Source organism: Methylobacterium oryzae (assembly GCF_021398735.1).
GTDB lineage: Bacteria > Pseudomonadota > Alphaproteobacteria > Rhizobiales > Beijerinckiaceae > Methylobacterium.
The window spans coordinates 1325504-1351397 of the sequence record NZ_CP090349.1 but is presented as its reverse complement, the minus strand read 5'-3'; the positions used below and the strand labels follow the sequence as shown (position 1 = coordinate 1351397).

22 protein-coding genes are annotated in these 25894 nt (G+C 72.0%); 9 read left to right on the top strand and 13 right to left on the bottom strand.

From position 1 onward, the window contains the following. The first annotated feature begins 1 nt into the window (after position 1). Positions 2-1129, top strand: coding sequence for a glycosyltransferase family 4 protein (locus LXM90_RS06490; protein ID WP_020090581.1), 1128 nt, complete (start codon positions 2-4; stop codon positions 1127-1129). A gap of 50 nt (positions 1130-1179) precedes the next feature. Here the strand turns inward: LXM90_RS06490 and LXM90_RS06485 are convergent, their stop codons facing one another. Next, positions 1180-2493 (bottom strand): MFS transporter, encoded by a 1314-nt coding sequence (locus tag LXM90_RS06485; protein ID WP_020090582.1) that lies wholly within the window; start codon positions 2491-2493, stop codon positions 1180-1182. A gap of 179 nt (positions 2494-2672) precedes the next feature. Between LXM90_RS06485 and LXM90_RS06480 the strand changes: the two genes are divergently transcribed. Beyond that, a complete protein-coding gene (locus LXM90_RS06480) occupies positions 2673-3824 on the top strand; it encodes a demethylmenaquinone methyltransferase (protein ID WP_020090583.1) in 1152 nt (383 codons plus the stop codon). A gap of 9 nt (positions 3825-3833) precedes the next feature. Here the strand turns inward: LXM90_RS06480 and lptB are convergent, their stop codons facing one another. The 9 genes from lptB to LXM90_RS06435 form a co-directional block, all read right to left on the bottom strand. Further along, complete coding sequence (gene lptB, locus LXM90_RS06475) at positions 3834-4685, bottom strand: LPS export ABC transporter ATP-binding protein (RefSeq protein WP_419149853.1); 852 nt, start codon at positions 4683-4685, stop codon at positions 3834-3836. 8 nt (positions 4686-4693) lie between these two features. Next, positions 4694-5365 (bottom strand): LptA/OstA family protein, encoded by a 672-nt coding sequence (locus tag LXM90_RS06470; protein WP_056531813.1) that lies wholly within the window; start codon positions 5363-5365, stop codon positions 4694-4696. Next, a complete protein-coding gene (gene lptC / locus LXM90_RS06465; RefSeq protein ID WP_042671243.1) occupies positions 5362-6081 on the bottom strand; it encodes an LPS export ABC transporter periplasmic protein LptC in 720 nt (239 codons plus the stop codon). Before lptC ends, LXM90_RS06470 begins: the two co-directional genes overlap by 4 nt. Before the next feature lie 229 nt (positions 6082-6310). Then, positions 6311-8143: a molecular chaperone HtpG gene (gene htpG / locus LXM90_RS06460; RefSeq protein ID WP_234082100.1), complete on the bottom strand. Its 1833-nt coding sequence runs from the start codon at positions 8141-8143 to the stop codon at positions 6311-6313. 131 nt (positions 8144-8274) lie between these two features. Next, the gene (locus LXM90_RS06455) at positions 8275-10263 is read right to left on the bottom strand and encodes a potassium transporter Kup (RefSeq protein WP_419149852.1); all 1989 of its coding nucleotides are present in this window, start codon (positions 10261-10263) and stop codon (positions 8275-8277) included. A 174-nt stretch (positions 10264-10437) separates the two neighbouring features. Continuing rightward, complete coding sequence (gene nadC / locus LXM90_RS06450) at positions 10438-11310, bottom strand: carboxylating nicotinate-nucleotide diphosphorylase (RefSeq protein WP_091977714.1); 873 nt, start codon at positions 11308-11310, stop codon at positions 10438-10440. After that, positions 11307-12821, bottom strand: coding sequence for an L-aspartate oxidase (locus LXM90_RS06445; RefSeq protein ID WP_234082097.1), 1515 nt, complete (start codon positions 12819-12821; stop codon positions 11307-11309). The genes nadC and LXM90_RS06445 overlap by 4 nt, the downstream gene beginning before the upstream one ends. Then, positions 12818-13834 (bottom strand): quinolinate synthase NadA, encoded by a 1017-nt coding sequence (nadA, locus tag LXM90_RS06440; protein ID WP_234082094.1) that lies wholly within the window; start codon positions 13832-13834, stop codon positions 12818-12820. Before nadA ends, LXM90_RS06445 begins: the two co-directional genes overlap by 4 nt. A gap of 138 nt (positions 13835-13972) precedes the next feature. Next, positions 13973-14803 carry an aldo/keto reductase gene (locus tag LXM90_RS06435; protein ID WP_234082091.1) on the bottom strand — a complete coding sequence of 277 codons (831 nt, stop codon included), beginning with the start codon at positions 14801-14803 and terminating at the stop codon, positions 13973-13975. Positions 14804-15103: 300 nt separating this feature from the next. Here LXM90_RS06435 and paoA point away from each other — a divergent pair, with 300 nt between their 5' ends. From paoA to LXM90_RS06415, 4 genes are all read left to right on the top strand, one after another. Next, positions 15104-15760, top strand: coding sequence for an aldehyde dehydrogenase iron-sulfur subunit PaoA (gene paoA, locus LXM90_RS06430; protein WP_012322349.1), 657 nt, complete (start codon positions 15104-15106; stop codon positions 15758-15760). 10 nt (positions 15761-15770) lie between these two features. Further along, positions 15771-16745 (top strand): FAD binding domain-containing protein, encoded by a 975-nt coding sequence (locus tag LXM90_RS06425; protein ID WP_234082088.1) that lies wholly within the window; start codon positions 15771-15773, stop codon positions 16743-16745. Between the two features lie 21 nt (positions 16746-16766). Beyond that, positions 16767-18989 carry a xanthine dehydrogenase family protein molybdopterin-binding subunit gene (locus LXM90_RS06420; RefSeq protein ID WP_234082086.1) on the top strand — a complete coding sequence of 741 codons (2223 nt, stop codon included), beginning with the start codon at positions 16767-16769 and terminating at the stop codon, positions 18987-18989. Positions 18990-19097: 108 nt separating this feature from the next. After that, positions 19098-20639 (top strand): acyl-CoA synthetase, encoded by a 1542-nt coding sequence (locus LXM90_RS06415; RefSeq protein ID WP_234082085.1) that lies wholly within the window; start codon positions 19098-19100, stop codon positions 20637-20639. Between the two features lie 15 nt (positions 20640-20654). On the opposite strand, the gene mgtE is transcribed toward LXM90_RS06415, so the two are convergent. Further along, positions 20655-22067 (bottom strand): magnesium transporter, encoded by a 1413-nt coding sequence (gene mgtE / locus LXM90_RS06410; protein ID WP_376738881.1) that lies wholly within the window; start codon positions 22065-22067, stop codon positions 20655-20657. Positions 22068-22460: 393 nt separating this feature from the next. Here mgtE and pqqA (LXM90_RS06405) point away from each other — a divergent pair, with 393 nt between their 5' ends. From pqqA (LXM90_RS06405) to LXM90_RS06395, 3 genes are all read left to right on the top strand, one after another. Beyond that, positions 22461-22550, top strand: a complete 90-nt coding sequence (gene pqqA / locus LXM90_RS06405) for a pyrroloquinoline quinone precursor peptide PqqA (RefSeq protein ID WP_007559223.1) — start codon at positions 22461-22463, stop codon at positions 22548-22550. Positions 22551-22630: 80 nt separating this feature from the next. After that, positions 22631-22720: a pyrroloquinoline quinone precursor peptide PqqA gene (gene pqqA, locus LXM90_RS06400; RefSeq protein WP_020090597.1), complete on the top strand. Its 90-nt coding sequence runs from the start codon at positions 22631-22633 to the stop codon at positions 22718-22720. A 159-nt stretch (positions 22721-22879) separates the two neighbouring features. Further along, entirely contained in the window at positions 22880-23833 is a 954-nt protein-coding gene (locus LXM90_RS06395; protein WP_020090598.1) for a class I SAM-dependent methyltransferase, read from the top strand. 4 nt (positions 23834-23837) lie between these two features. On the opposite strand, the gene LXM90_RS06390 is transcribed toward LXM90_RS06395, so the two are convergent. Both LXM90_RS06390 and LXM90_RS06385 read right to left on the bottom strand, forming a co-directional pair. Beyond that, entirely contained in the window at positions 23838-25085 is a 1248-nt protein-coding gene (locus LXM90_RS06390) for a NupC/NupG family nucleoside CNT transporter (RefSeq protein WP_020090599.1), read from the bottom strand. Between the two features lie 57 nt (positions 25086-25142). Beyond that, positions 25143-25832, bottom strand: a complete 690-nt coding sequence (locus LXM90_RS06385) for a TetR/AcrR family transcriptional regulator (RefSeq protein ID WP_234082083.1) — start codon at positions 25830-25832, stop codon at positions 25143-25145. Between the last annotated feature and the right edge of the window lie 62 nt (positions 25833-25894).

The window sequence follows — 25894 nt, the reverse complement described above, 5'->3', positions numbered from 1 at the left end:
CATGCTTCGCATCGGCATCGACGCGCACGTGCTCACCGGCAAGCCGCAGGGCAGCCGGACCTGGCTCGTGAACATCATCGGGCGCGCCGCCGCGCGCCACCCGGACGCCACCTACGTGGTGTATTCCGGCGACCCGGAGGCCTGCGCCCGCATCGTCTCGGGCGACAACATCGAGCACCAACGGCTGCCGCGCGTGCCCGCGACCGTGCGGCTGACCCTGGTCTGGCCGTGGCTGTTCCTGCGCGACCGTCTGGACACGCTGCTGACCACCTACATCGCCCCGCCGCTGGTGCCGGGCGACCGGCAGGTGGTGGTGGTCCACGATATCCTGTTCGAGACGCATCCCGAGTTCTTCCCCTGGTCGATGCGCTGGCGGAACAAGATCCTGACCCGGCTCTCGGCGCGGCGCGCCAAGCTGGTCCTGACCATCTCCGACTACAGCCGCGACTCCATCGCCAACGTCTACGGCATCGCGCGGGAGCGCATCGCCGAGGTGCGCTGCGGCTCCACGCCGCCGCAGGCGGTCACGGAGCGGACGCCGCTCGCCGACGGGCGCCCCTACCTGCTGATGGTCGGCCGGCTGGAGCCGCGGAAGAACCTCGGCCTCGTCCTCGACGCCTTCGCGCGGCTGCCGCAGGGCGCGGCCCGGCTGATCGTGGTCGGCAAGGGCGACGGCGAGCGGCCCGAGACCCTCGACCGCCTCGCCCGGACGCCGGACGCGGTGCACATCGCCGGCATCGACGACCGGGGCCTGTCCGACCTCTACGCCCGGGCCGCCGCCCTGGTCTTCCCGAGCCGCGGCGAGGGCTGGGGCATCCCGGTGCTCGACAGCCTCGCCCGGGGAACCCCCGTCATCGCCTCGAGCCTGACGGCCATCCCGGAAGCCGGCGGCAGCGCGGCGAGCTACTTCGACCCGGACGCGCCCGACCGAGTCGACCGTCTCGCGGAGCTGATGGGCGCGGCGGTCGAGGGGCGGCTGCCCTTCGACGCCTGCGCCGCGCGGGCCCACGCGGCGCGCCACGACTGGGACGGGCCGGCCGCCACCTTCGTCGACCTGATGCGCCGGAGCTTCACGGCCCGCACGCATCTGCGCGACCTGATCCTGGCCGCGCCGAACCTGCGGGGGTGAAGCGTGGGGGTGACGCGCGGGGGTGACGCGAGAGGGCGCCGTCGGCTCGCCTAGCGCGCGGCCCCGAGCGCGCCGACGGCGGGGCTCTCCGGACCCTCGTCGGCGATGGGATCCTGGATCAGCGTCCAGTAGCCCAGGGCCGCCACCAGGGCGATCACGGCGCCGGTGATGAAGGCCATGGAGAAGTGGCCCGTGCCGCCGACGATGAAGCCCGTCACGGTCGGCGCCAGGGCGCCGCCGATGTAGCCGCCGAAATTCTGCATGGCGCCGAGCGACGCCGTGCAGCTGGCCGGCGCCGCCACGGAGGCCATCGCCCAGGCCGACGACGAGCTCATGTAGACCAGGAACAGCGAGGCCGAGATGCAGGCGATCGCGAGGGTGTCGCTCGGCGTCAGCGCCGCCACCACCGTGAACGCGGCGGTCGCCACCAGGGAGCCGACCATCGGGATCTTGCGGCTGCGGATCGGGTCGACGCCGCGGCGGACGAGGACATCCACGACGCGACCGCCCAGGATCCCGCCCAGCACGCCGAAGGCGAAGGGGATCGAGCCGACGAGGCCAGTCTTCTGCAGGGTGAAGTGCCGCTCGATCTCGAGGTAGCTCGGCAGCCACGCGGTGTAGAGCCACGTCATGTAGATGCAGCCGAAATAGCCGACGATCATCCCCCAGCTGGTGCGGAACCCGAAGAGCCGCCGCCACGCGCTCCAGGTGACCGCGCGGCCGGCGTTCGGAGCATCGCCCTCCTCCAGGAAGGCCCGCTCCCCCGGCGTGAGGTCGGTCTCGCGCGGGTTGCGGAACACGAGGTAGACGATCGCCGCGAGGACGAGGCCGGCCGCGCCCATGATGACGAACATCGCCCGCCAGCCGAAGCTCACCATCAGGAAGGTCAGCAGCGGCAGAGCCAGGAAGGTCCCGAGCGAGGAGGCGCAGTTCCAGATCCCCGTGGCGGTGCCGCGCTGGCGGATGTTGAACCAGTCGCGGCTGACCCGGGCGCAGGTCGGGAAATGCGGCGCCTCGCCGATTCCGAGGACGATCCGGGCGCTCACGAACTGCCAGAACGACGTCACCGCGCCGCCGAGCATCTGGCCGAACGACCAGCAGGTCAGGCCGAGCGTCAGCGTCAGGCGCGGGCCGAGCCGGTCGGCGAGCGCCCCGGCCGGCAGCTGGGCGAAGGCGTAGGCCCAGAGGAAGGCCGAGAGCAGCAGGCCCATGTCGGGGATCGAGAGGCCGAGATCCTCGCGGATCAGCGGGTTGGCCACCGCGAGGGTCGCCCGGTCGACGTAGTTGACGACGCCCGCGGTCACCAGCAGGGCGAGCGAGATCGTCTGGATGCGGCGCACGCGCGGCGTTGCGGCCAGGGCCATCGTGTCCTCCCCGAATGACGGGCCCCTTGGGGGTCTCCGCGGCCGGCCGGTCCTTCGCGACTCGTGGCAGCCGGGGAGCATTCTGCACCGAACGCCGCCGGACGGAAGGGCCGCCGCCCCTCGCCTCGCGGCGCCGGGCGTCGTAGACGGGCCGCTCCGTCACCCTCCGAGTCCGCCCGTTGCGCCTGATCCAGATCACCCACCACGACCTCGACGGCTACGGCGCCTCGACGGTCGCCGCCGCCTGCGCCCCGGTCGAGCGCGTCGTCCACGTGCCCCGCTACAGCGATGTCGGCCCGGTCTTCGAGGACGAGATCCGGCGCCTCGGCCGCGCGGCGGAGCGCGAGATCCTGCTGATGACCGACCTCGGCCTGGAGGAGCAGACCATCGCGGGCCTGAAGAAGTTCGCCGCGATGAACCGGCGCCGCGAGGACGGGCAGAAGCACCGCCTCGTGGTCCTCGACCACCACGCCTCCTCCCTCGACCAGATGCGGCGCCTGGGCCTGGATGCGGCACCCGACGCCGAGCGGCCGGCGCTCCACCGGATCGACCTGGGCGACCCCGAGATCGCCGTGCTGATCGAGGACGACATCTGCGCCACGCGGATGGCCTTCGAGCACCGGTCCCTGTTCGCCGCGCACGAGCCCGCGACCGACCTGTCGAGCCTGCTCACCGCGGTCGACGCCCTCGACCTGTGGCGCAAGGAGAGCCCCGCCTTCCGGGGCGGCCTGGCCCTGGACGAGCTGTTCTGGGAGGTCGTGTCGAGCTACGTGCCGGTCGGGCATCCCTGGCACGACCGGTTCGTGTCCGAGATCCTGCTCGCGGCCGCCGCCGCCCTGCGGGACGGGGCGAGCCCGGCCGAGCTGGAGCGCCGCGCCTCGGCGCTGCGCGCCGGCGTGGTCGACACCCTGCTGCGCGACGCGCCGGACGACGATCCGGCGCTGACGACGCGCATGCGGCTCGCCCGGGCGCTCGCCCGCTCGGATTCCCTGTTCCGCCCGCTGAAGGACGGCACGCTCCTGTCCTTCGCCCTCGATTCGGGTACCTTCCAGCGGGTCTCCGACCTGATCATGGACGCGGGCCGGGCCAAGCGCGTGGTCAACGTCCAGCGGATGGGCACGCTGTCGTTCCGGTCCAACGACGGCACGGCGCTCGACGGCGCCCGCCTGTTCCGCGGCGGCGGCCACCGCGACGCGGCGGGCGGCCGGCTCCAGAGCGGCTCGGCCTTCTCGATGGCGGACGCGATCGCCCAGGTGGAGCCGGTGCTGAACCCGGAGAAGCCCGCGGGTTCGGACAGCCCCTTCGCGGCGCTGAAGAACTGGAAGGGCTGAGCGGCCGGCCTAGAGCCGGAAATCCTCGCCGAGATAGAGCCGGCGCGCGTCCGGGTTCGCCACGATCTCCTCGGGCGTGCCCTCCGTGAGGATGCGGCCGGAATGGGCGATGTAGGCGCGGTCGATCAGGCCCAGCGTCTCGCGGACGTTGTGGTCGGTGATCAGCACGCCGATGCCGCGCTGCTTCAGGTGCTTCACGAGGTCCTGGATGTCGCCGACCGCGATCGGGTCGATGCCCGCGAAGGGCTCGTCCAGCAACATGAAGGTCGGCGACGAGGCGAGCGCCCGGGCGATCTCGCAGCGCCGCCGCTCACCGCCCGAGAGCGCGATCGAGGGCGACTTGCGCAGGCGCGCGATGTCGAACTCCTCCAGCAGCGAGTCGAGCTTGCGCGCGCGCGCCTTGCGGTCCGGCTCGACCACTTCCAGCACCGCCCGGATGTTGTCCTCCACGGTGAGCCCGCGGAAGATCGAGGCCTCCTGCGGCAGGTAGCCGATCCCGAGCCGCGCCCGCTGGTACATGGGCAGGTGCGTGATCGGCAGGCCGTCCAGGGTGATGTGGCCGCGATCGGCCGCCACCAGCCCGGTGATCATGTAGAAGATCGTGGTCTTGCCGGCGCCGTTCGGCCCGAGCAGCCCGACGGCCTCGCCGGTGCGCACGGTGAGGCCGGCCTCGTGGACGACCGTGCGGGCGCCGTAGCTCTTGCGCAGGCCGCGCACGCTGAGGATGCCGAGACCGCCCTCCTCGGCCGCGGACCAGCCGTCGGCCTCGGCCGGCTGTTCGGCCTGCCGAGCGCGCCGGCCGAACAGCCGGCCGAGCCAGCCCGTCCGGGCCGGCTCCTGCGGGCCCGCCTGGAACGCCACGGCGCCGCTCAATCGACCTGCGCCTTCGGCCTGGGCGGCGGCTGGCTGCAGCCCTTCGCCTTGCCGTCCTTGGCGTCGGACTTCTCGCCGGGCACGAACAGGGCCGAGACGCGGCCGCCCGCCACCGGGTCCATGTTCGCGCGTCCGGTGTTCATGTCGTAGACGAGCCGCTGCCCGCGGGTGACGTTCTGACACTGGCTCAGGACGACGTTGCCGGTCAGCACGATCCGCTTGGCGTCCTGGTCGAACACCGCGTGATCGCCCGTGGCGACCTGGTCCTTCTGCACCACCGTCACCGGCCCGGCGCAGTCGACCTTCTGGATCCCGTTCTCGGCGGGGTTCCGCGGCGCCGCGTCGGCGCCCTCGTCCCGCGCCTCGGGCTTGGCGTCGCCCTTGGCGCCCTTGCCCGGCGCGTCCTTGCCGCGCTTGTAGGTCACCGTCATGGTCGAGCAGCGGATGGTGCTGTCGCCCTGCACGGCCACGACGTTGCCGGCGAAGACCGCCTTGTTCTCCCGGTCGAACACGTCGAGCCGGTCGGCGTCGATCTTGATCGGATCCTTGCCGCCGCCGCCGATATTGCCGAAGGGCGAATCCTTGCGCGCCGGCTTCTCGGCCAGCGCCGGGCCGGCGAGGACCAGCCCGGCCGCCAGGGCGGCGCAGAGGAGGCGGGCGGCGCTCATCGGGCACCGTCCGCGGCTTCGGCGTCCGACGTCAGGATGCGGGCCTGGGGCTTCTCCCCCGGCGCGTCGCTGACGATGACCACGTGGACGTTGCCCACGAAGGAGATCCGCTTGCCGTTCTCGACGACGTCGAGGGTGTCGGCCTTCACGTTGGCCCGCGCGCTCGAGACGGTGACGGGCTCCTGCGAGCTGATGGAGCCGGTCTTGAACGCGACGGCGGCGGAGCGCAGGCGCGCCTCCTCGCCCTTGTCGGTCCAGATGCGGATGTCGTCCTTCAGGTCGAGCGCCTCGCGGGCGGTGTCGAACAGGCCCGACGTCGCCGAGAGGCGGGCGATGCCGCCCTGGTCGTCGGTGGCGATGTGGCCGCGCATCTGCTGCAGCTCGATCTGGCTCGGCTTGCGGACGTCCTGGAGGGCGGCGTCGGCCGTCACCTCGTAGCCGCGCGTGCCCTGGCGGAAGCCCGAGAGCCGCGGGTTCTCCATGCGGACCTTGGAGCCGGCCAGCGTCACCGGGCCGACCGAGACGCCCGGCAGCTGCGCCGCGAAGGGATTGAACAGGTAGCCCAGCAGCAGCGCCACCGCGCCGCCGGCGACCACCGGAATCAGCCGGCGCATGGTGCGCACGCGTCCGCTGTGGCGGTACGCCCGGGCGTGGGCCCGGGTCCGCGCCGCCGCGACCGCCTGTCCGTTGCCGGCTTCAGCCTCGACCGGGTTCATGCAGCGTCCGTGAGGCGCGCCCGAGGCGCGCGAGAGGGTTCGGCTCAGACGCCTGCGGCCCCCACCGCGCCCGCGCCTTCGGCCGGGCAATGATCCCGACCGGTGGCGAAGTTATGGCTCGACCATTTCCGAATGATCAACCGAACCCACAATCATCCCGAACGGATGTGTGTGGAGACACACGCCGCGCGCGGCGTCCCGGCAGCGCGCGGCGCGGGTCTCCGTAGTCCTACGCGCCCCGCGCGGCCGCGAGCGCCGCCGCCACCGTGCGGGCGAAGGCCGCCGGGTCGCGGGGGCTGTCGCCGTCCTGGATGCGGGCGAGGTCGAGGAGCGTGCCGGCGGCCTGCGGCACCTCCGATTCGGGCGCCGCGGCCAGCGCCCGAATCAGCGGGTGGCGCGGGTTGATCTCCAGGACCGGCTGCCCGGCACCGGCCCGCCCGGCCCGGCGCATGAGCCGCTGCATCTGCAGGTCGGGTCCGCCGGTGCCGGCCGAGAGGACCACGGCCGAATCGACGAGCCGGTCGGTGGTGCGCACGTCCGAGATCTCGGCGCCGAGGGCCGTCTTCACGGCGGCGACGAAGGCGTCGATGCCCTCAGGCGCCTCCGGCTGCTCGCCCTCCGGCGCGAACTTCGACAGGTCGAGGCCGCCCTTGGTGATCGAGCGGAGCGGCTTCTCGTCGAAGGTGCCGAGCTGATCGGGCCAGAAGGCGTCGACGTGGTCGGAGAGGAGCAGCACCTCGAGGCCGCGGGCCCGGAAGCCCTCCAGCTGCGGCGACGACTTGAGCGCCTCGGCGTCGTCGGCGACGAGGTAGTAGATCGCCTCCTGGCCGTCCTTCATGCGGGACACGTAGTCGGGCAGCGAGGTCCAGCCCTCGACCGCCGAGGAGCGGAAGCGCAGGAGCGGCGCGATCTCGCCCCGGCGCTCGAAATCCTCGTAGATGCCCTCCTTGAGGACGGGGCCGAAATTCTCCCAGAAGGACTGGTAGCCCTCCGCGTCCTTGGCGCGGGTGGTGAGTTCGGAGACGACGCGCCCGGTGACCGCGCGGCGGATCCGGGCGAGCGCCGGGGTCGATTGCAGCATCTCGCGGGAGACGTTCAGCGGCAGGTCCTCGGTGTCGACGACGCCCTGGACGAAGCGCAGCCACGGCGGCAGCAGCTCGGCCTCGTCGGTGATGAACATCCGCCGGACATGCAGCCGGACCTTGCTCTGCCGCTCGTTCTCGAGGGCCTGGAACGGCTTCGAGCCGGGGATGAAGAGCAGCGCGGAGAACTCGAGCTGCCCCTCGGCGCGCCAGTGGAGCGTCGCCCACGGCTTGTCGAAGTTCATGCCGATGGAGTGGTAGAATTCCTCGTACTGCTCCTCGGTGACCTCGGACTTCGCCTTGCGCCAGAGCGCGGTGCCCTGGTTGGCCGACTCGTCCTTGCCGTCGCGCACGACGGCGATCGGCACCGTGATGAAGTCGGCCCATTTCCGCACGAGATGGTCGAGGCGGTAGGGCTCGAGGTACTCGTCGGCATCCGCCTTGAGGTGCAGCACGATGTCGGTGCCGGGCTCGGCCCGCGTCGCCGGCTCCAGCGTGTAGCTGCCCTGCCCCTCCGAGGCCCAGGTCCAGGCCTCGTCGCTGCCGGCGCGGCGCGACGTGACGGTGACGCGGTCGGCGACCATGAAGGCCGAGTAGAAGCCGACGCCGAACTGGCCGATCAGGCTCGGCCGATCCTCGGCCTTGGCGGATTCGAGCGTCTGCGAGAAGGCCCGCGTGCCGGAGCGCGCGATGGTGCCGAGGTTGGTGGCGAGATCCTCCTTGGTCATGCCGATGCCGGCGTCCGACACGGTCAGGGTCCGCGCCTCCTTGTCGGGCGCGATGCGGACCTTGGCGTCCGGCGGCAGCGCGCTCGCCGCCGAGGTCAGGGCCTCGAACCGCCGCCGGTCCATGGCGTCGGCCGCGTTGGCGACGAGTTCGCGCAGGAAGATCTCGCGGTCGGAGTAGAGCGCGTGCACGACGAGGTCGAGGAGGCGTCCCACCTCCGCCCCGAACTCGTGCCGCTCGATCGTCTCGCTCACGGGTGATGCCTCCGCTGTGGGGAAATTGCGGTGGCGATATGCTGGCGAACGGGGCCGTTTTCAATGCGAAAGACGGCCGGCCCCGGCCTCCGACGCGCGGCTCGGGCAGCGCCCCCGCGCGCCGCGGCCGGTCAGATCTCGATCTCGGTGCCCACCTCGACGATCTGCCGGGTCGGCAGGCCGAAATGGGCGCCGGTGCGCTCGGCGTTCCGCTTCATGAAGGCGAACAGGCCTTCCCGCCACGTCGCCATGCCGGGATGGGTCGGCGACGGGATCACCACCTCGTGGCCCACGAAATACGTCATGTCCTCCAGATATTCCGGCGGCAGCAGCCCGCTCGCCACCGCGCATTGCAGCCCCTCGGGGATCGAGGCGGTCTGCATGAAGCCGTAGCGCAGCACGACGCGCTCCATGCCGGGCGTGTACTTCGAGATCGCCTTGCGGATCCCCTGCGCCACCAGCGTGACCTGCGCCCGCTCGCTCGCCGGGATCACCGGCTCCTCCTCGTAGACGACGGTGATCAGCAGGATCCGCTCGTGCAGGCAGCGGCTGCGCTCCAGCAGGCGGCCGAGCGCCATCGGGATGCCCTCGGTGGCGGCGGTCAGGAAGGCCGCGGTGCCGGGCAGCGTCACCGGCGGGTGCGAGCCGAGGCTGGAGAGGAAGGAGGCCTCGGACATGCGCATGGTCTGGCGGACGGATTCGAGGACGTGGTTGCCCTTCATCCAGGTCAGCATCAGGAAGGCGACCACGCCGGCGAGCAGCAGCGGAAACCAGCCGCCCTCGAACAGCTTCACGCTGTTGGCGGAGAAGAACACGAGGTCGATGCCGAGGAAGAAGCCGTTGACCGCGAGGACCAGGACCGGGTTGTAGCCCCAGCGGAGCGCGATCAGCGCGGCGAGGAGCGTGGTGATGCCCATGAGCGCCGAGACCGCGATGCCGTAGGCGCCGGCCAGCGCGTCGGAGGAGCCGAACACCACCACGGCCGTCAGGGTCGCCACGGCGAGCAGCCAGTTCACCGCCGGCACGTAGATCTGGCCGCGCTCGTCCTCATCGGTGTGCACCACCCGCATCATCGGCATGAAGCCGAGCTGGATCGACTGCTGGGTGAGCGAGTAGACCCCCGAGATCACCGCCTGCGAGGCGATGACGGTCGCCATCGTGGCGAGCGCCACCAGCGGGTAATGCGCCCAGTCCGGCGCGAGCCGGTAGAACGGGTTCTCGATCGCGCTCGGGTCGGCGATGATCAGCGCGCCCTGGCCGCAATAGTGGATCAGCAGCGCCGGCAGCACGAGGCCGAACCACGCGATCCGGATCGCCGGGGCGCCGAAATGGCCGAGATCGGCGTACATCGCCTCGCCGCCGGTCACCGCCAGGAAGGCCGCGCCGAGCATCAGGAAGCTGACATGCCAGCCGGCATGGATCAGGAAGTCCACCGCCCGGAACGGGTTGGCCGCCGCCAGGATCTCCGGCGCGTGCAGGATGCTCGGGACCGCGAGCAGGACCAGGACGACGAACCAGACGAGCATGACCGGCCCGAACACCCGGCCGATGGCGGCGACGCCCTTGTGCTGGACCAGGAACAGCCCGACCAGGATGGCGAGGGTGATCGGCACGACGTACGGCCCGAGCGCCGGCGCGTCGATCTTCAGGCCCTCGATCGCCGACAGCACCGAGATCGCCGGCGTGATCGCGCCGTCGCCGTAGAGCAGCGCCGCGCCCACCAGCCCGACCACCAGCAGCAGCGCTTTCCACGTCCCCGGCCTGGCATGCCGCGCGCCGAGCAGCGCCAGCATGGCGACGATGCCGCCCTCGCCGCGGTTGTCGGCGCGCAGGATCAGCACCGCGTATTTCAGCGACACGATCAGGATCAGCGACCACAGGATCAGCGACACCGCGCCGGTGGCCGCCGCCGGCACCGAGGCGCCGCCGCTGGTCGCGGCCTTCACGGCCTCCTTGAACGCGTAGAGCGGGCTCGTGCCGATGTCGCCGTACACGACGCCCAGCGCGCCCAGCATCAGCGCGCCGCCGGGCCCGTGCCGGACCGCGCCGGGCTTGCGCGCCACCGGCGCCGCCGGACGATCGACCGCCGGGGCAGCCGCGGAAGGCAGGGCTTGGCTCACGGTCGGGTCCGGTCGATGGCGTCGCGGTTGGCCGAAATCTTAGCGAGTCGGTCGCGCGGCGATAGACTCGGCAGATCTCCCGAGCGACCGCGGCGAAGACTTGTCACCCGAACGTGATGACAGTCGAGCGACCGCTTCGGCCCCGCCGCGCCGGCGGCGCGCGGGGCCCGCCGATCAGGCGGCGTCGAGCCCCAGGTCGATGATCGCCGCCGAATGGGTGATCCAGCCGCAGGAGATCAGGTCGACCCCCGAGGCCGCGACGGCCCCGACCGTCTCGCGGGTGATCCGGCCCGACGCCTCGGACAGGGCGCGCCCGTCGATCATCGTCACGGCGCGGCGGAGCAGGTCGGGCCCCATATTGTCGAGGAGCACCGCGTCGATCCCGACCGAGAGCGCCTCCTCCAGCTGCTCCAGGCTGTCGACCTCGCACTCGATCTTCACCAAGTGGCCGGCCCGGGACCGGGCGCGCTCGATCGCCGGGACGATGCCGCCGGCCACCGCCACGTGGTTGTCCTTGATCAGCACCGCGTCGTCGAGGCCGAAGCGGTGGTTCGAGCCGCCGCCGGCCCGGACCGCGTGCTTCTCCAGGGCGCGCAGGCCCGGCGTCGTCTTGCGGGTGCAGACGATCGAGGCCTTGCCGTGCGGGCGCGCGGCCTCGACGAGGCCGTGGGTGGCGGTGGCCACGCCCGACATCCGGCAGAGCAGGTTCAGCGCCACGCGCTCGGCCGTGAGGATCGCCCGCGCCGGCCCCTCGAGGCGCAGCACCACGTCGCCCGGCGCCACGCGGGCGCCGTCGCCGCGCTCGACCGTCACGGTGACGGCCGGGTCCACCAGCGCGAAGGCGATGGCGGCGGCGTCGGTGCCCGAGATGACGCCGTCCTGCCGGGAGGCGATCACGCCGCGCATCCGCTCGCCCGGGGGGACGATGGCGTCGGTGGTGATGTCGCCGGCCCGGCCGAGATCCTCCAGCAGGGCAGCGCGCACCACGGGCTCCACGAGGAGCCGCGGCAGGGGGAGGATCTCATCGGAGAGAACCGACTGGGTCATGGCGTCAGCGCCTCCTCGGCGGACGGGGTCGCGGCGATCAGGTCGGCCAGCGTCGCCTCGGTGTGCGCGGCCGGGGCGAGATGGGGGAAGTCGCTGCGCCAGTGGGCGCCGCGGCTCTCCCGGCGGGCGAGCGCGCCGCGGGCGATGAGCAGCGCCACGAGGGCGGCGTCGCAGGTCTCAGCCCCCGCCTCGAGGACGGCGACGGCTTCCTCGAGGCCGGCGGCGTCGCGCACGACGCCGACCCTGCGCTCCATCAGCGCGCGGATCGCCGGCAGGTCGCCGGCGGCACGGACAGACACGGCCTCGGGCACGATCGCGGCGGGCGGCGGCGCATCGAGCCCGTCGGCGATGAAGCGCGCGTAGGCGAGGCCCTCCAGCAGGGAGTTGCTGGCAAGGCGGTTGGCGCCGTGGAGGCCCGTCGAGGAGACCTCGCCGCAGGCGTAGAGGCCCGGCACCGAGGTTGCGCCGTACGCGTCCACCTTCACGCCGCCCATGTGGTAGTGCGCCGCCGGGCGGACCGGGATCGGCTGCACGGCGGGGTCGATGCCGGCGGCGGCGCAGAGCCCCGCCACGGTCGGGAAGCGCGTCGGCATCGCGGCGCCGAGCGCGCCGCGGGCGTCGAGATAGACCGTGCGGCCCCGCTGCAGCGCCTGGAAGATGCCGCGGGCGACCACGTCGCGCGGCGCGAGGTCGCCGCCCGCGATGCCGGCCATCACGGCGGCGCCGGTCTCGTCGATGAGGCGGGCGCCCTCGCCGCGCAGAGCTTCGGTCGCGAGCGGCATCGGGTCGGCGCCGGCCGCGATGGCGGTCGGGTGGAACTGCACGAACTCCATGTCGCGCATCACCGCGCCGGCCCGGGCGGCGAGCGCCAGCCCGCGGCCGACGGCGCCCGGCGGGTTGGTGGTCGCCGCGTAGAGGGCGCCGACACCGCCGGTGGCGAGCACCACCGCGCGGGCCGGGATGCGGAACAGCGCGCCGTCGCGCTCGGCCACGATGCCGGCCACCGCCCCGCGCGTGTCCCGGAGCAGGTCGCAGGCCCGCGCCGTGACGACCTCCACGGACGGCGCCGACAGCACGGCCCGCACGAGCCCTTCGAGGACGCGGGCGCCGGTGGCGTCGCCGCCGGAGCGGACGATGCGGCGGCGGCCGTGGGCCGCCTCGAGCCCGAGGGCCAGCGCGCCGTCGTCGGTGCGGTCGAACGGGACGCCGATCCGCACGAGCCAGTCGATCAGCGCGGGGCCCTCCGCGGCGACCCGGAGCGCCACGTCGGGCTCGGTGAGCCCGGCGCCGGCGGCCTCCGTGTCGGCGGCGTGGAGCGCCGCCGCGTCGTCGGCGCCGACCGCGGCGGCGATGCCGCCCTGGGCCCAGCCGGTGGCGGTGCCGAGGCCGAGGGCCGAGGCCGTGACCAGCGTCACCGGGCGGGGCGCGAGGCGCAGCGCGACGCTGAGGCCCGCGACGCCGCCGCCGACCACGACGACGCGGTCGGCGCTGTTCGGGGAGATCGCGTTCATCGTGTGCGCACCTCGAGCATGCGCTCGACCGCGGCCCGGGCGCGGTCGGCGAGCGCCGGGTCGACCGTGACCTCGTAGGTCATCGTCTCGAGCGACCGCCGGATGTTGCGCAGGCTCATCCGCTTCATGTGCGGGCACATGTTGCAGGGCTTGATGAACTCGATGTCCGGGTTCTGCGCCGCGATGTTGTCCGCCATGGAGCACTCGGTGACGAGTACTACCTGCTTCGGCCGCTTCTCGACGACGAAGTCCATCATCATCGCGGTGGAGCCCGAGAAGTCCGATTCGGCCACCACGTCCGGCGGGCATTCCGGGTGCGCGATCACGGTCACCCCGGGATAGCTGTCGCGGACGTCGCGGATGTCGGCCGGGGTGAAGCGCTCGTGCACCTCGCAGTGGCCGGCCCAGGTCAGGATCTCGACCTCCGGGATCTCGGCCTGGACGTTCTGCGCGAGGAACTCGTCGGGGATCATGAGGACGCGGGGGGCGTTCAGCGACCTGACCACCGCGACGGCGTTGCCGGAGGTGCAGCACAGGTCGGACTCGGCTTTCACGGCCGCCGAGGTGTTCACGTAGGTCACGATCGGCACGCCCGGGTATTTGGCGCGCAGGCCGCGCACGTCTGCGGCGGTGATCGAATCGGCCAGCGAGCAGCCGGCGCCCATGTCGGGGATGAGCACGGTCTTGCTCGGGTTCAGGAGCTTGGCCGTCTCGGCCATGAAGTGGACGCCCGCCAGCACGATCACGTCGGCGTTCACGTTCACCGCCTCGCGGGCCAGCGCGAGGCTGTCACCCACGATGTCGGCCACCGTGTGGAAGATCTCCGGCGCCTGGTAATTGTGCGCCAGGATGACGGCGTTGCGCTCGCGCTTCAGGCGCAGGATTGCCTCGATGTCGGGGGCGAGCGCCGGCCACTCGATCGCGGGGACGTGCCGGCTGACGCGGGCGTAGAGATCCGGAAGGGGCAGCCCCGGGATCGTCGTGCGGGAGACGGGTGCAACGGTCGCCGCCATGGCGTCCTCCATTATGCTCAGTTTGAGCATTGCGCCGTCTAACTTATGGGGGCCGCGCGCGCCTGTCCAGATATGCTAGCTGTGAGCATAAATCTTTTGCGGTGCGATGTTACGCTGCGCCGCCGAAGGCCGAAGCGATCAGCAGAAGGTCGCCGGGTCCGGCCCGATGCGGCCGTCCGGCCTGTCGAGACCGGCGATCCGCGCCATCTCGTCGGCGCCGAGCTCGAAATCGAACAGCGCGATGTTCTCGGCGATGCGTCGCGGGGTGGCGGTCTTCGGGATCGCCACGCAGCCGATCTGGATCTGCCAGCGCAGCACCACCTGAGCGGGCGTCTTCCCGTGCGCCTTCGCGATCGCGAGAATGACCGGGTCGTTCAGCTCCTTGCCCCTCCCCAGCGGGCTCCATGACTCGGTCACGATACCGTGACGGGCGTCCTCGACGCGCGGCTCCTCGCGCTGGAAATAGGGATGCAGCTCGATCTGATTGACGGCCGGAGCCACGCCGGTCTCGCCGATCAGGGTGGCGAGATGCTCGGGCGTGAAGTTCGACACGCCGATGGACTTCGTGCGGCCCTCCTTCCGGAGTTCGATCAGCGTCGTCCAGGTCTCGACGAACAGGCGCCGCTGCGGACACGGCCAATGGATCAGGTACAGGTCGACATATGGGAGACCGAGCTGCCGCAGGCTCTCGTCGAAGGCGCGGCGTGCCTCGTCCCGGCCCTGGCGGTCGTTCCAGAGCTTCGTGGTGAGGAAAATCTCGGCGCGGGGGATCCCCGCGTCCCGGATGCCGCGCCCGACACCCCCCTCGTTGCCGTACGCGGCGGCCGTGTCGATCAGCCGATAGCCGGCGTGGAGGGCTTGGCCGACCAGGTCCGGAGCCTGCGCGTCCGAGAGCTGCCAGCAGCCGTAGCCGATCTGCGGGATGCGGCGCCCGTCGTTCAGTGCGAGGGTCGGGGCAGTTGCGGCCATGCGGCGTGTCTCCGGTGACGGCTGTCGCTCAACCCAAACGGCGTCGGCGCAACACGTTCCGAAGCGGCACGCCGAAGCGGCACGTCGCTGCGAGCGGAGCGAAGCAATCCAGCGCGGCGCGATGCCTGCGCAGCGTGTCCTGCCCCGGGTGGGTTCGCTGCGCTCCCGATGACGGGACGCTATCCGCCCGCGCTGAACGGGCGCAGTCTGGACCGGATCTAATCGAGGCGGATGCACGTTGGCGCACCAGATTCCAAGCTGCGCGGCGTCCCACGCGCGGTGCACGGGCGGGATGGCAGCATGACAGACGCGACTCCGACGAAGCCGCTCGCCCTGACGCGGCGGGCCGTGGTGGAGGGCTGCGCCGTGGCCGGCGCTCTGGGCGCCCTCGGCTTCCGCCCCGCGCCCGCAGTGGCGGCGTCGGCGCCGGGCGATCCGGCTCCGCAGACCATGCCGGTGCGGCTCACCGTCAACGGCCAGTCGCACGATCTCGTCCTGGACACCCGCACCACGCTCCTCGATGCCCTGCGCGAGCACTTGGCCCTCACCGGAACGAAGAAGGGCTGCGACCACGGCCAGTGCGGGGCCTGCACGGTCCTGGTCGACGGCCGGCGCATCAATTCCTGCCTGACGCTCGCGGCGATGCACGAGGGCGACTCGGTCACCACGATCGAGGGCTTGGCGGACGGTGACAAGCTCCACCCGATGCAGGCGGCGTTCCTGGAGCACGACGGCTTCCAGTGCGGCTACTGCACGCCGGGCCAGATCTGCTCGTCGGTCGGCATGCTGAGCGAGGCGAAGGCGGGGTGGCCGAGCCACGTCACAGAGGATGTCGCATCCACGCCGACCCTCAGCGACGCGGAGATCCGCGAGCGGATGAGCGGCAACATCTGCCGCTGCAGCGCCTACCCGAACATCGTCGCGGCGATCCGCGACACCGCCGCCAGCAACCTCTGAGGAGGCGCAGATGAAGGCCTTCGCCTACGAGCGCCCCGCCACCGTGCAGGACGCCGCCAAGCTCGCGGCCGAGCGGCCGAACGCCAAGTTCATCGCCGGCGGCACCAACCTCCTCGACCTGATGAAGCTGCAGGTCGAGACGCCCGCCACCCTGATCGACGTCAACCGGCTGCCCTTGGACAAGGTCGAGGCCACGCAGGACGGCGGCCTGCGCGTCGGCGCGCTGGTGCGCAACGCCGACCTCGCCGCCGACCCGCGGGTCCGGAAGGACTACGCCGTGCTGGCGAAGGCGCTGCTCGCCGGTGCGTCGGGCCAGTTGCGCAACAAGGCGACCACGGCCGGCAACCTGCTCCAGCGGACGCGGTGCTACTATTTCTATGACACGGCGATGCCCTGCAACAAGCGCGAGCCCGGCTCGGGGTGCTCGGCGACCGGCGGGTTCAACCGCATCATGGCGGTGGTCGGAGCGAGCGAGGCCTGCATCGCCACCAACCCGTCCGACATGAACGTCGCCCTGCGCGCCCTCGACGCGACGGTCGAGACGGTGAACCCCGACGGGCAGGCGCGCAGCATCCCGATTGCCGATTTCCACCGGCTGCCGGGCGACACGCCGCAGATCGAGACCGATCTGCGCAAGGGCGAGATCATCACGGCCGTGACGCTGCCGAAGCCGGTGGCCGGCACGCACATCTACCGGAAGGTCCGCGACCGCGCATCCTACGCCTTCGCGACCGTGTCGGTGGCCGCCGTGATCGCGGGCGCCGAGGGCGGCAAGCCGCAGGCCGCGCGCCTCGCCTTCGGCGGCCTGGCCCACAAGCCCTGGCGGGTGGCCGAGGCCGAGACGGCCCTGGTGCAGACCGGCTCGGCGGATGCCGCCGCCGACGCGGTGCTCAAGGGCGCCCGCGGCTACGGCAGCAACGACTTCAAGATCCCGCTGACCCGCCGGACCCTGCGCGCCGTCGTGGCGCAGGCGACGCGCGCGTAGCCCTCGCTCAAGGACCGTCCCATGGAGATGAACCAGCCGATCGGCCGGACGCCCCTCGACGACCGGCCTGACGGCCTCGTCGGCAAGCCGCTCGACCGCGTGGAGGGCAAGCTCAAGGTGACGGGCCACGCGCCCTACGCCTACGAGACCCGGGCCCTGGCGAATCCGGCCTACGGGTTCATCGTGCCGGCCACGATCGCGGCCGGCACGATCCGGTCGATCGACGCGGAGGCCGCCCGCAGGGCGCCGGGCGCGATCCTGGTTATGACCCACGAGAACGTGCCCGAGCAGGGCGAGAAGAAGGAGCAGGTCTGGCCACAGCTCCAGGGGACGGAGATCCGGTTCTACGGGCAGCCGGTCGCCTTCGTGGTCGCCGAGACCTTCGAGCAGGCGCGCGCCGCCGCGATGCTGGTCAAGGTCCGGTACGACGCGGCCAAGCCCAAGGGGCTGCTCAAGGACAGCCTGGCGGCGGCCTACGAGCCGAAGCCGGTCAACTCGCCGCCGGATTCCAAGCTCGGCGACTTCGACGCCGCCTTCGCGGCCGCACCGGTCAAGCTCGACGTGGAGTATGTCACGCCGAACCAGATCCACGCGCAGATGGAGCCGCACGCCACCATCGCGTCCTGGGAGGGCGACGGGGTCGTGCTCTACACGGCCAACCAGATGCCGAACCGGGGCCAGAAATCCCTCGGCTCGGTGCTCAAGCTCCCCCCCGAGAAGGTGCGCATCGTCAGCCCCTATATCGGCGGCGGATTCGGCGCGAAACTGCAGGTCCAGCCGGAGGCGACGCTCGCGATCCTGGCCTCGAAGGTGATCCAGCGTCCCGTGAAGGTCGCGCTCACCCGGCAGCAGGAGTTCCACGTCGCGACCCACCGGACTGACACGATCCAGCGGATCCGCCTCGGCGCCGACCGCGACGGCCGTCTCTCCGCGATCAGCCACGAATCCTGGTCCGACACCGCCGAGGGCGACGGGTTCTTCGAGACCTCGGCCAACGTCACCCGCTCCCTGTACGCCGCGCAGAACCGCGTGACGCGCCATCGGCTGGTCAACCTCAACATGCCGATCGCCTCGGCGATGCGCGCTCCAGGGGAGGCCGTAGGCCAGCTCGCCTTCGAGTGCGCCATGGACGAGCTCGCCGAGCAGCTGAAGATCGACCCGATCGAGCTCCGGGTGCGCAACGAGCCGGCCGAGGATCCCGAGAAGAAGGTCCCGTTCTCGACCCGCAAGCTGGTACCCTGCATGCGCGAGGGCGCGCGCCTGTTCGGCTGGGACAGGCGGCAGGCCGCGGGCTCCCGGCGCGAGGGCAACTGGCTCGTCGGCATGGGCATGTCGGCGGCCGCGCGCCTCAACCCGCTGATGCCGTCCGCCGCGAAGGTCCGCCTCGGGCCGGACGGCGTGCTGGTGGTGCGGATGGCGATGACCGATCCCGGCACCGGCACCTACACGATCCTCACCCAGATCGCCGGCGAGATGCTGGGGCTGCCGCCCGAGCGCGTGCGGGTCGAGATGGGCGACACCGAGTTCCCGTTCGCGGCCGGCTCCGGGGGATCCTTCGGCGCCGGCTCGGCGGGCTCGGCGCTCTACGTCGCCTGCGACAACCTCCGGCAGGCCCTGCTCAAGGCCGGCGACCTCAACCCGGACGGCGCCACCTTCCGCGACGGCGCAGTCACGTCCGGCAACCGCACGGAGAAGCTCGCCGACCTCGCCAAGGCGGGGATGGAGGCCTCCGGCGAGATCAAGCCCGGCGAGATGAAGCAGAAGTTCTCGCAGTACTCGTACGGAGCGCACTTCGCAGAGGTCGGGGTCGACGTCGATACCGGCGAGATCCGGCTGCGGCGGATGCTCGGCGTGTTCACCGGCGGGCGCATCCTCAACGCCAAGACCGCGCGCAGCCAAGCGATCGGCGGCATGACCTTCGGCGTCGGCGCGGCGCTGATGGAGGATGCCGTGGTCGATCCGCGCTACAGCTTCTTCGTCAACCACGACATGGCCGAGTACCACGTGCCGGTCCACGCCGACCTCCCGGAGATCGACGCGGTGTTCCTGCCGGAGCTCGACGACAAGGCGAACCCGCTGAAGAGCAAGGGGCTCGGCGAGCTCGGCATCTGCGGCGCCGGCGCCTCGCTCGCCAACGCGATCTACAACGCCACCGGGATCCGGGTCCGCGACTACCCGATGACCCTCGACAAGATGCTCAAGGGCTTCGAGGAGCAGGAGGGCCAGGCGCAGCGGCGGACCTGAGGGCCAGACTGCCCGGGGGCCGCGCTCGCCGGCGGGGCGACGGCCCCAGTTGACGCAGGCGCGCCCAGGCGGGACACCCGGCGAAAAGCCGCCCGCGGGGAGCGCCCGGTGTCCGACAGCCAGCACGATGACCGCCGTCCGCCGGCCCGCTTCAACGCGGCGCGGTACTGCCTCGCCGAGAACGCGCGCCTGCGTCCCGACAAGACCGCCCTGGTGATGGTCGGCGACGGCACCGCGGACCGCCTCAGCTTCGGCGAAGTCGAGCGGGCGGTGCGCGGCATCGCGGCGGGTTTCCTCGGCCTCGGCCTGAGGCCCGGCGACCGGGTGATGATCCGGATGGGCAACGAGGCCGACTACGTCCTCGTCTACTTCGGCGCCCTGGCGGCCGGCCTCGTGGCGCTGCCGTCCTCGCCGCAGCTCACCGAGAGCGAGGCGGCGTTCCTCATGGACAATTCCGGGGCCGCCGCCGTGGTGATCGGAAGCGGCTGCACGGTCGCGCCCGAGGTCCTGGGCGGGCGCCTCCTGCTCGACGCCGCCGCGGTCGCCGCCCTGAAGGCCGGTCCGCCCATGGCCGAGTACGCCGACACCGCCGCCGACGACCCGGCGATGCTGATCTACACGTCCGGCACGACCAGCCGGCCGAAGGGCGTGCTGCACGCGCACCGCGCCGCCTACGGGCGCCGCCCGATGCTCGACCACTGGCTCGGGCTCACCGAATCCGACGTGATGCTCCACGCCGGCACCATGAACTGGACCTACACGCTCGGCGTCGGGCTGAGCGATCCCTGGTCGGTGGGCGCGACCGCGGTGCTCTACAACGGCCCGCGCGATCCCGGAATCTGGCCGCGCCTGATCGCGGCCTACGGCGCGACCCTGTTCGCCGCCGTCCCGACGCTCTACCGCCAGATCCTCAAGTACGGCGACCTCGGCGCCCACGACCTGTCGAGCCTGCGCCACGGCTGCACGGCCGGCGAACCCCTCGCGGTGGAGCTCCTGGAGGCCTGGGGTCAGGCCACCGGCAAGCCCCTCTACGAGGCGCTGGGGATGAGCGAGATCTCGACCTACATATCCAGCGGCCCGACCATCCCGGTGCGCCCCGGCTCGCCCGGCAAGCCGCAGCCGGGCCGGCGGGTGGCGATCCTGCCCGTGGCGGGCGAGCCCGAGCCGCTCCCGGCCGGAGAGAGCGGGCTCCTCGCCGTCCACCGGACCGAGCCGGCGCTGATGCTCGGCTACTGGAACCGGCCGGAGGAAGAGGCGGAGGTCATGCGCGGCGACTGGTTCGTCGGCGGCGATCTCGCCCGCCTCGACGCCGACGGCTACATCTGGTTCGAGGGCCGCAACAACGACCTGATGAAGGCGATGGGCTACCGGGTCTCGCCGAACGAGGTGGAGGCGGTGCTGTCGACCCACCCGTCCGTGGCGGAAGTGGGGGTCGCCGAGCTGCCGGTGCGGGCGGACGTCTCGGTCATCTGCGGCTTCGTGGTGCTGCAGGCTAGCGCCGAGCCCGACGCGGAGGCCCTGCTCGCGTGGTGCGCCGAGCGGCTCGCCGCCTACAAGCGCCCGCGGGAGATCCGCTTCCTCGACGCCCTGCCGCGTACGGCGAACGGCAAGGTCCAGAGGAAGCGGCTGGCCGAGGCGGTTACGGGATGATGCGCGGAGGCCTTCCTACAGCAGCGTCCCGCGCAGGATGAGCAGCGCCACCGAGAAGTAGATGACGAGGCCGGTGACATCGACCAGCGTCGCCACGAAGGGCGCCGAGGCGGTGGCCGGATCGAAGCCGATCCGCTGGAGCAGGAACGGCAGCATCGAGCCGGCGAGCGATCCGAAGGTCACGATCCCGACCAGCGCCGCGCCGACCGTGGCGGCGACCAGCGGCCAGTGCGCGCCGTAATCGTAGAGGCCGAGCTTCTGCCACGCGACGATCCGGATCACCGCGATCACGCCGAGGATCGCGCCGAGGAAGATCCCGGTCGGCAATTCGCGCAGCGCCACCCGCCACCAGTCGCGCAGGCGGATCTGGTGGAGCGCCAGCGCCCGGATCAGCAGCGAGGTCGCCTGCGAGCCGGAATTGCCGCCGGAGCTCATGATGAGCGGGATGAACAGGGTCAGGACGATCGCCTTCTCCAGCTCGCCCTCGAAGCCCTGCATGGCCGAGGCGGTGAGCATCTCCGACAGGAACAGCGCGCACAGCCATCCGGCCCGCTTCCGGATCATCGTGAAGAAGCCGATATCCATGTAGGGCTCGGGCAGCGCCTCCATGCCGCCGAAGCGCTGCACGTCCTGCGTCTGCTTCTCGATCATCGCGTCGATCATGTCGTCGACGGTGACGATGCCGATCACGTGGCCGACCGCGTCGACGACCGGCAGCGCCAGGAGGTCGTACTTGGAGATCAGCCGGGCCGCCTCCTCGCGGCTGGCCGTGGGCGAGACCGCGAGCGGCCGGCGTCCCGGCGCGACGCTGAGCACGTTGTCGCCCGGGTCCCCCGAGATCAGGCGCCGCAGGGGCACCGCCTTGGTGAGCGCCCGGGTGCGCGGGTCGAGCACGAAGATCGCGTAGATCGTCTCCCGGGTCTTCTCGACGTGGCGGATGTGCTCCAGCGTCTGGCCCACCGTCCAGGTCCCCGGCACGGTGACGAACTCGGTGGTCATAAGCGAGCCCACGGTCTCCTCGCCGTAGGCCGACAGGCGATCGACAGCGCCGCGGGTCTCCGCGTCGAGGCGGGCACGCAGGTCGGAGCGGCCCGGCTCCTCGATCTCGCGGAAAACGTCCGTGACCCGGTCGGCCGACATGCCCGACAGGTAGCCGGCGACCCGGTCCCGCGGCAGCATCTCGATGATGTCGGCGGCGCAGTCGAGTTCCGGCTGGTCCAGCACCTCGATCGCCCGCTCCAGCGGCAGGCCGAGCAGGATGGCGGCGGCGACCTCGGGAGCCTCGTCGTTCAGGGCCTCGACGATGTCGGGCGCCCGTTCGTCCGACAGGCGGGCGGCCAGCACGGAGGGATCGACGCGCGTATCGAAGGGGGCGATCTCGTTCATGGCCTCGCCTCGTGGGTTACGAGGCGACGCGGCGCCGGTCATCCTGGGTTTGGGCCGTGGCCGGCCGCCGCGTCGGTCGCCCCGCGGCCGGGCCTCTCAGCGGCTCAGGCGGAACGACGGCACGGGGCCGGGCACGGCAGGCACGATCGGTCGGGCACGTCGCTTCGCGGGTCGCTGCTGGAATGGGAGCGCGACACCGTCGGGGACACCGTCGCGCGGGTGCGTCGTGCGCCCGGGCGCGGGGCCCGTCAAGCCGAAACCGCGCCCATCCGCAGCCGATGCCGAACAGGGCTCCGGCGGGTGGCCGCGCGGCCACGGAACGACCCCGCGCCGCCCACGGCCAGGCTCCCTATGAGAAATATAAGTGTTGTGCTCGCTTGTATTGCGTCCAAGATATTGCCTATATGGATCGCAGCAACAGCGAGGAGAAACGCCATGGCTTGGTCTGCCCCGATCGTGTCCGAGATCTGCGTCGGCATGGAAGTCACCAGCTACGAGTCCGCCGAGATCGACACGTTCAACTAAGTCGCGCGCGGTCCGGAGCGCGATTCGCTCCGGCCTTCGTGGCCTCTCTATCCATCGCATCAACTTACCTGGAGGAAATCATGGCTTGGTCCGCCCCCGTCGTCTCCGAGATCTGCGTCGGCATGGAAGTCACCAGCTACGAGTCCGCTGAGATCGACACCTTCCACTAAGACGTCGCTCTGACGTTTCCGGGCGCTGCTTCATTCGAAGCGGCGCCTTTTTCTTTGCGCGCTCGACACGAGCCGCGCCTCGGCTTGACGGGCCGCACCAAACCTGTGCCGCTGCGGCGCCCCGGACCAGCCGGGCCTGCGGAGCGAGCGAGGACCAGTTTGGCGGACAGCGCGCACACGGCCGATCGGTCGATCCCCCCCTGCCCGATCACCGGTGCCCCCGCTCTGCGCTGCGTCGAGCGCCTGGACGCCGGCTTCCTGACGCTCCTCTGGCACTATTCCGGCCGCGTCGATGTCGGGCCGCTGCTCCGCCCCGCCGGCACGTTCCGGCTCTGGGAATCTCCTACGGGACTGATCTTCTTCGATCCGCCGGTGGCCGGCGACGCGGCCTTCTACCGGGCGTTTTACGGCCGGATCGCCGCGCACGATAAGCTCGCTGGCCCGGAGACGGAGCGCCTGGAATTCCGCCAGGCCGCCGCGCACGTCCCGTCCGGAGCCCGGGTGCTCGATGTCGGCTGCGGACACGGCGGGTTCCGCGCCTACGTGCCGGACGCCACCTATACCGGCCTCGATCCGAACTTCTCCGCCGAGGACCCGACCGGCGCGATCCTCGACGAGACCGTGGAGGCGCACGCGGCGCGCGTCGGGCCGGTCTACGACGTCGCCTGCGCGTTCCAGGTGATCGAGCACGTGGCGGACCCGCTGGGTTTCGCCCGGGCGCTCGCGGCCTGCGTCAAGCCGGGTGGCGTGGTCCTGATCGGCACGCCGCTATGGCCCTCGCCCAACACCACGGTCCCGAATTTCGTCATCAACGCGCCGCCCCACCACCTGACGTGGTGGACGCCCAGAGCCCTGGAGGCGCTGGCCGGGACGCTCGGCTGCACGCCCGAGGCCGTCCACGCCATCGGCATGGACCGGCACGATTCGCTGATCCACTGGATGGCCAAGGTCAGCCCCGTCCGCTGCCGCGACCGCTTCTTCCGGCGGACATGGTCCTGGGCGGCGGCGCTCGCCTTCGCGTACGGCGTCGGCGCCGTCCTCGACCGCGTCCTGCCGGTGCCGAAGCGGACCCGCCCGAACGCGCTGCTGCTCGCGGCGCGCAAGGCGGCCTGACCCGTCACGCCACGAACAGCCCCGCGATCGCCGCGCTCGTGAGGTTCGACAGCGTCCCCGCGAGGATGGCCCGCAGGCCGTACCGGGCGACCTCCGAGCGCCGCTCCGGGACCAGGCTGGAGAAGCTCGCGAGCTGGATCGCGATCGACGCGAGATTCGCGAAGCCGCACAGGGCGAAGCAGACGATGGCCTGCGCCCGCGGCTCGAGGGTTCCGGCTTTCAGGACCGGCGACAGGTTGGCGTAGGCCAGGAACTCGTTGAAGGCGAGCTTCTGGCCGATCGCCCCGCCGACCAGGGTCGCCTGGTCCCAGGGCACGCCGAGCAGCCACGCCAGCGGGGCGAGCGCCCAGCCGAGCACGCCCTCGAACGAGGCGGACGGGTAGCCGATCCAGCCGCCGAGGGTGCCGAACAGGCCGTCCGCCAGCGCGATCAGCCCGACGAAGGCGATCAGCATGGCCCCCACCGAGACCGCCACCGCGAGCCCCTTCTGAGTGCCGTCGGCCGCCGCCTCGATGATGTTGGCCGCCCGCGTCTCGCCGAACTCCACCCGGGTGGTGGCGATCCGGGTCGGCTCCGTCGAGGGCATCAGGATCTTGGCGTAGACGAGGCCCCCCGGGATCGCCATCACGGAGGCCGCGAGCAGGTAGGTCATGGGCACGCCGAGCGCCGCGTAGCCGGCTAGGATCGAGCCCGCCGTCGACGCGGCGCCGCTCGACATGACGGCGAACAGCTCGGCGCCGGTCAGCAGGGCGAGGAACGGGCGCAGGGCGACGGCGATCTCGCTCTGGCCGATGGCGATCGTGATCACCGCCGAGAACGACTCGATCGGCGAGGTGCCGAGGATCCGCCGGAGCACGGCGCCGAGCCCGCGGGCGAGCACCTGCATCACGCCGAGGTGGTAGAGCACGCCGATCAGCGCGGAGACGTAGAGGATCTGCGGCAGGACCCGCAGCGCCAGGATGAAGCCTGAGCCGCCGAACAGCTCGAACATCTTCGGCTCGACGAGGCCGCCGAACAGGAAGGCCGTGCCGCGGTCGCCGTAGGACAGCACGGTCACGACCGCGTCCGCGGCGGCGCGCAGCGCGGCCTGCCCGGCGGGCAGGAACAGGACCAGCGCGCCGAGGCCGACCTGCAAAGCCAGTCCCGTGAGGACCACGCGGGGACTGATCGCCCGCCGGTTGGTCGAGAACAGGAACGCGACCGCGAGCAGCACGAGCAGGCTGAGGCCGGCATGGGTCAGGCGGTCGAGCATCGCGTCCTTCGGGTCCGAGCTTGGCCGGAGCGCATGGAAGGATCGGGCCAGTGGCCGTCAAGTAGGGCTCTCGGGCGCGAGATAGGGCGCGAAGAGGTCGCGGACCTGCGCGAAGCCCCAGTCCCGATCCGCTTCCGTCAGGGCGGTGCCGCCCTGGAGACGGTGGCTCATCCAGTGGCTCGACACGATCCAGGCGTTGTCGATGAGTCGCCCGAGCGCGTCCGGGGAAACGCGCAGCCGCCCCGCCCGCACGGCCGCCTCGAACACGGCGCGGGCCAGCGCCTGGGTCTCGGCCCGCAGCGCGTGCACCCGGGCGCGCAGGGCCGGCGCGATCTCCACCATGGCGATACCGTCGCGGTAGACGCAGCGGTAGCGCCACATCAGGTCGAACCACGCCCTCTGGTAGGCGAGCAGCGCCTCCGGCGCCGCGGGGTCGGCGGGCATCCGGCCCGCCACCGCCACGGCCTCGGTCTCGAAGGCCGCGAACAGGGCTTCGACGAGGCCGCGCTTGCGCGGGAAATGGTACTGCAGATTGCCCTCGCGGATCCCCGCCGCGGCCGCGATCTCCGCCGTCGTGACGTGGCCGAGGCCGCGGGCATTGAACAGCGCGAGGCTGACGGCGAGGATCCGGGTGCGCGTGTCAGGTGACGCGGCCGCGGGACCGGGCTCCGGGCCGACCTCCCACTCGCGCTCGACCCTCCGACCCTCGCCCCGCGACATGATCCCGTCCCCGTCTAGGGTGTTCACCCTAGACAATCCGGCCGGCGGGGCCTATCCCCCGTGGACGGTCCGATCCAGATCGGCGGCAC

Excerpts from the sequence above, each read along its gene's own strand:
- LXM90_RS06490 (WP_020090581.1), top strand. The coding sequence starts at position 2 with ATGCTTCGCATCGGCATCGACGCGCACGTGCTCACCGGCAAGCCGCAG.
- LXM90_RS06485 (WP_020090582.1), bottom strand. The coding sequence starts at position 2,493 with ATGGCCCTGGCCGCAACGCCGCGCGTGCGCCGCATCCAGACGATCTCG.
- LXM90_RS06470 (WP_056531813.1), bottom strand. The coding sequence starts at position 5,365 with ATGAGCGCCGCCCGCCTCCTCTGCGCCGCCCTGGCGGCCGGGCTGGTC.
- lptC (WP_042671243.1), bottom strand. The coding sequence starts at position 6,081 with ATGAACCCGGTCGAGGCTGAAGCCGGCAACGGACAGGCGGTCGCGGCG.
- nadC (WP_091977714.1), bottom strand. The coding sequence starts at position 11,310 with ATGACCCAGTCGGTTCTCTCCGATGAGATCCTCCCCCTGCCGCGGCTC.
- LXM90_RS06445 (WP_234082097.1), bottom strand. The coding sequence starts at position 12,821 with ATGAACGCGATCTCCCCGAACAGCGCCGACCGCGTCGTCGTGGTCGGC.
- nadA (WP_234082094.1), bottom strand. The coding sequence starts at position 13,834 with ATGGCGGCGACCGTTGCACCCGTCTCCCGCACGACGATCCCGGGGCTG.
- LXM90_RS06435 (WP_234082091.1), bottom strand. The coding sequence starts at position 14,803 with ATGGCCGCAACTGCCCCGACCCTCGCACTGAACGACGGGCGCCGCATC.
- paoA (WP_012322349.1), top strand. The coding sequence starts at position 15,104 with ATGACAGACGCGACTCCGACGAAGCCGCTCGCCCTGACGCGGCGGGCC.
- LXM90_RS06425 (WP_234082088.1), top strand. The coding sequence starts at position 15,771 with ATGAAGGCCTTCGCCTACGAGCGCCCCGCCACCGTGCAGGACGCCGCC.
- LXM90_RS06420 (WP_234082086.1), top strand. The coding sequence starts at position 16,767 with ATGGAGATGAACCAGCCGATCGGCCGGACGCCCCTCGACGACCGGCCT.
- mgtE (WP_376738881.1), bottom strand. The coding sequence starts at position 22,067 with ATGACCGGCGCCGCGTCGCCTCGTAACCCACGAGGCGAGGCCATGAAC.
- pqqA (WP_007559223.1), top strand. The coding sequence starts at position 22,461 with ATGGCTTGGTCTGCCCCGATCGTGTCCGAGATCTGCGTCGGCATGGAA.
- pqqA (WP_020090597.1), top strand. The coding sequence starts at position 22,631 with ATGGCTTGGTCCGCCCCCGTCGTCTCCGAGATCTGCGTCGGCATGGAA.
- LXM90_RS06390 (WP_020090599.1), bottom strand. The coding sequence starts at position 25,085 with ATGCTCGACCGCCTGACCCATGCCGGCCTCAGCCTGCTCGTGCTGCTC.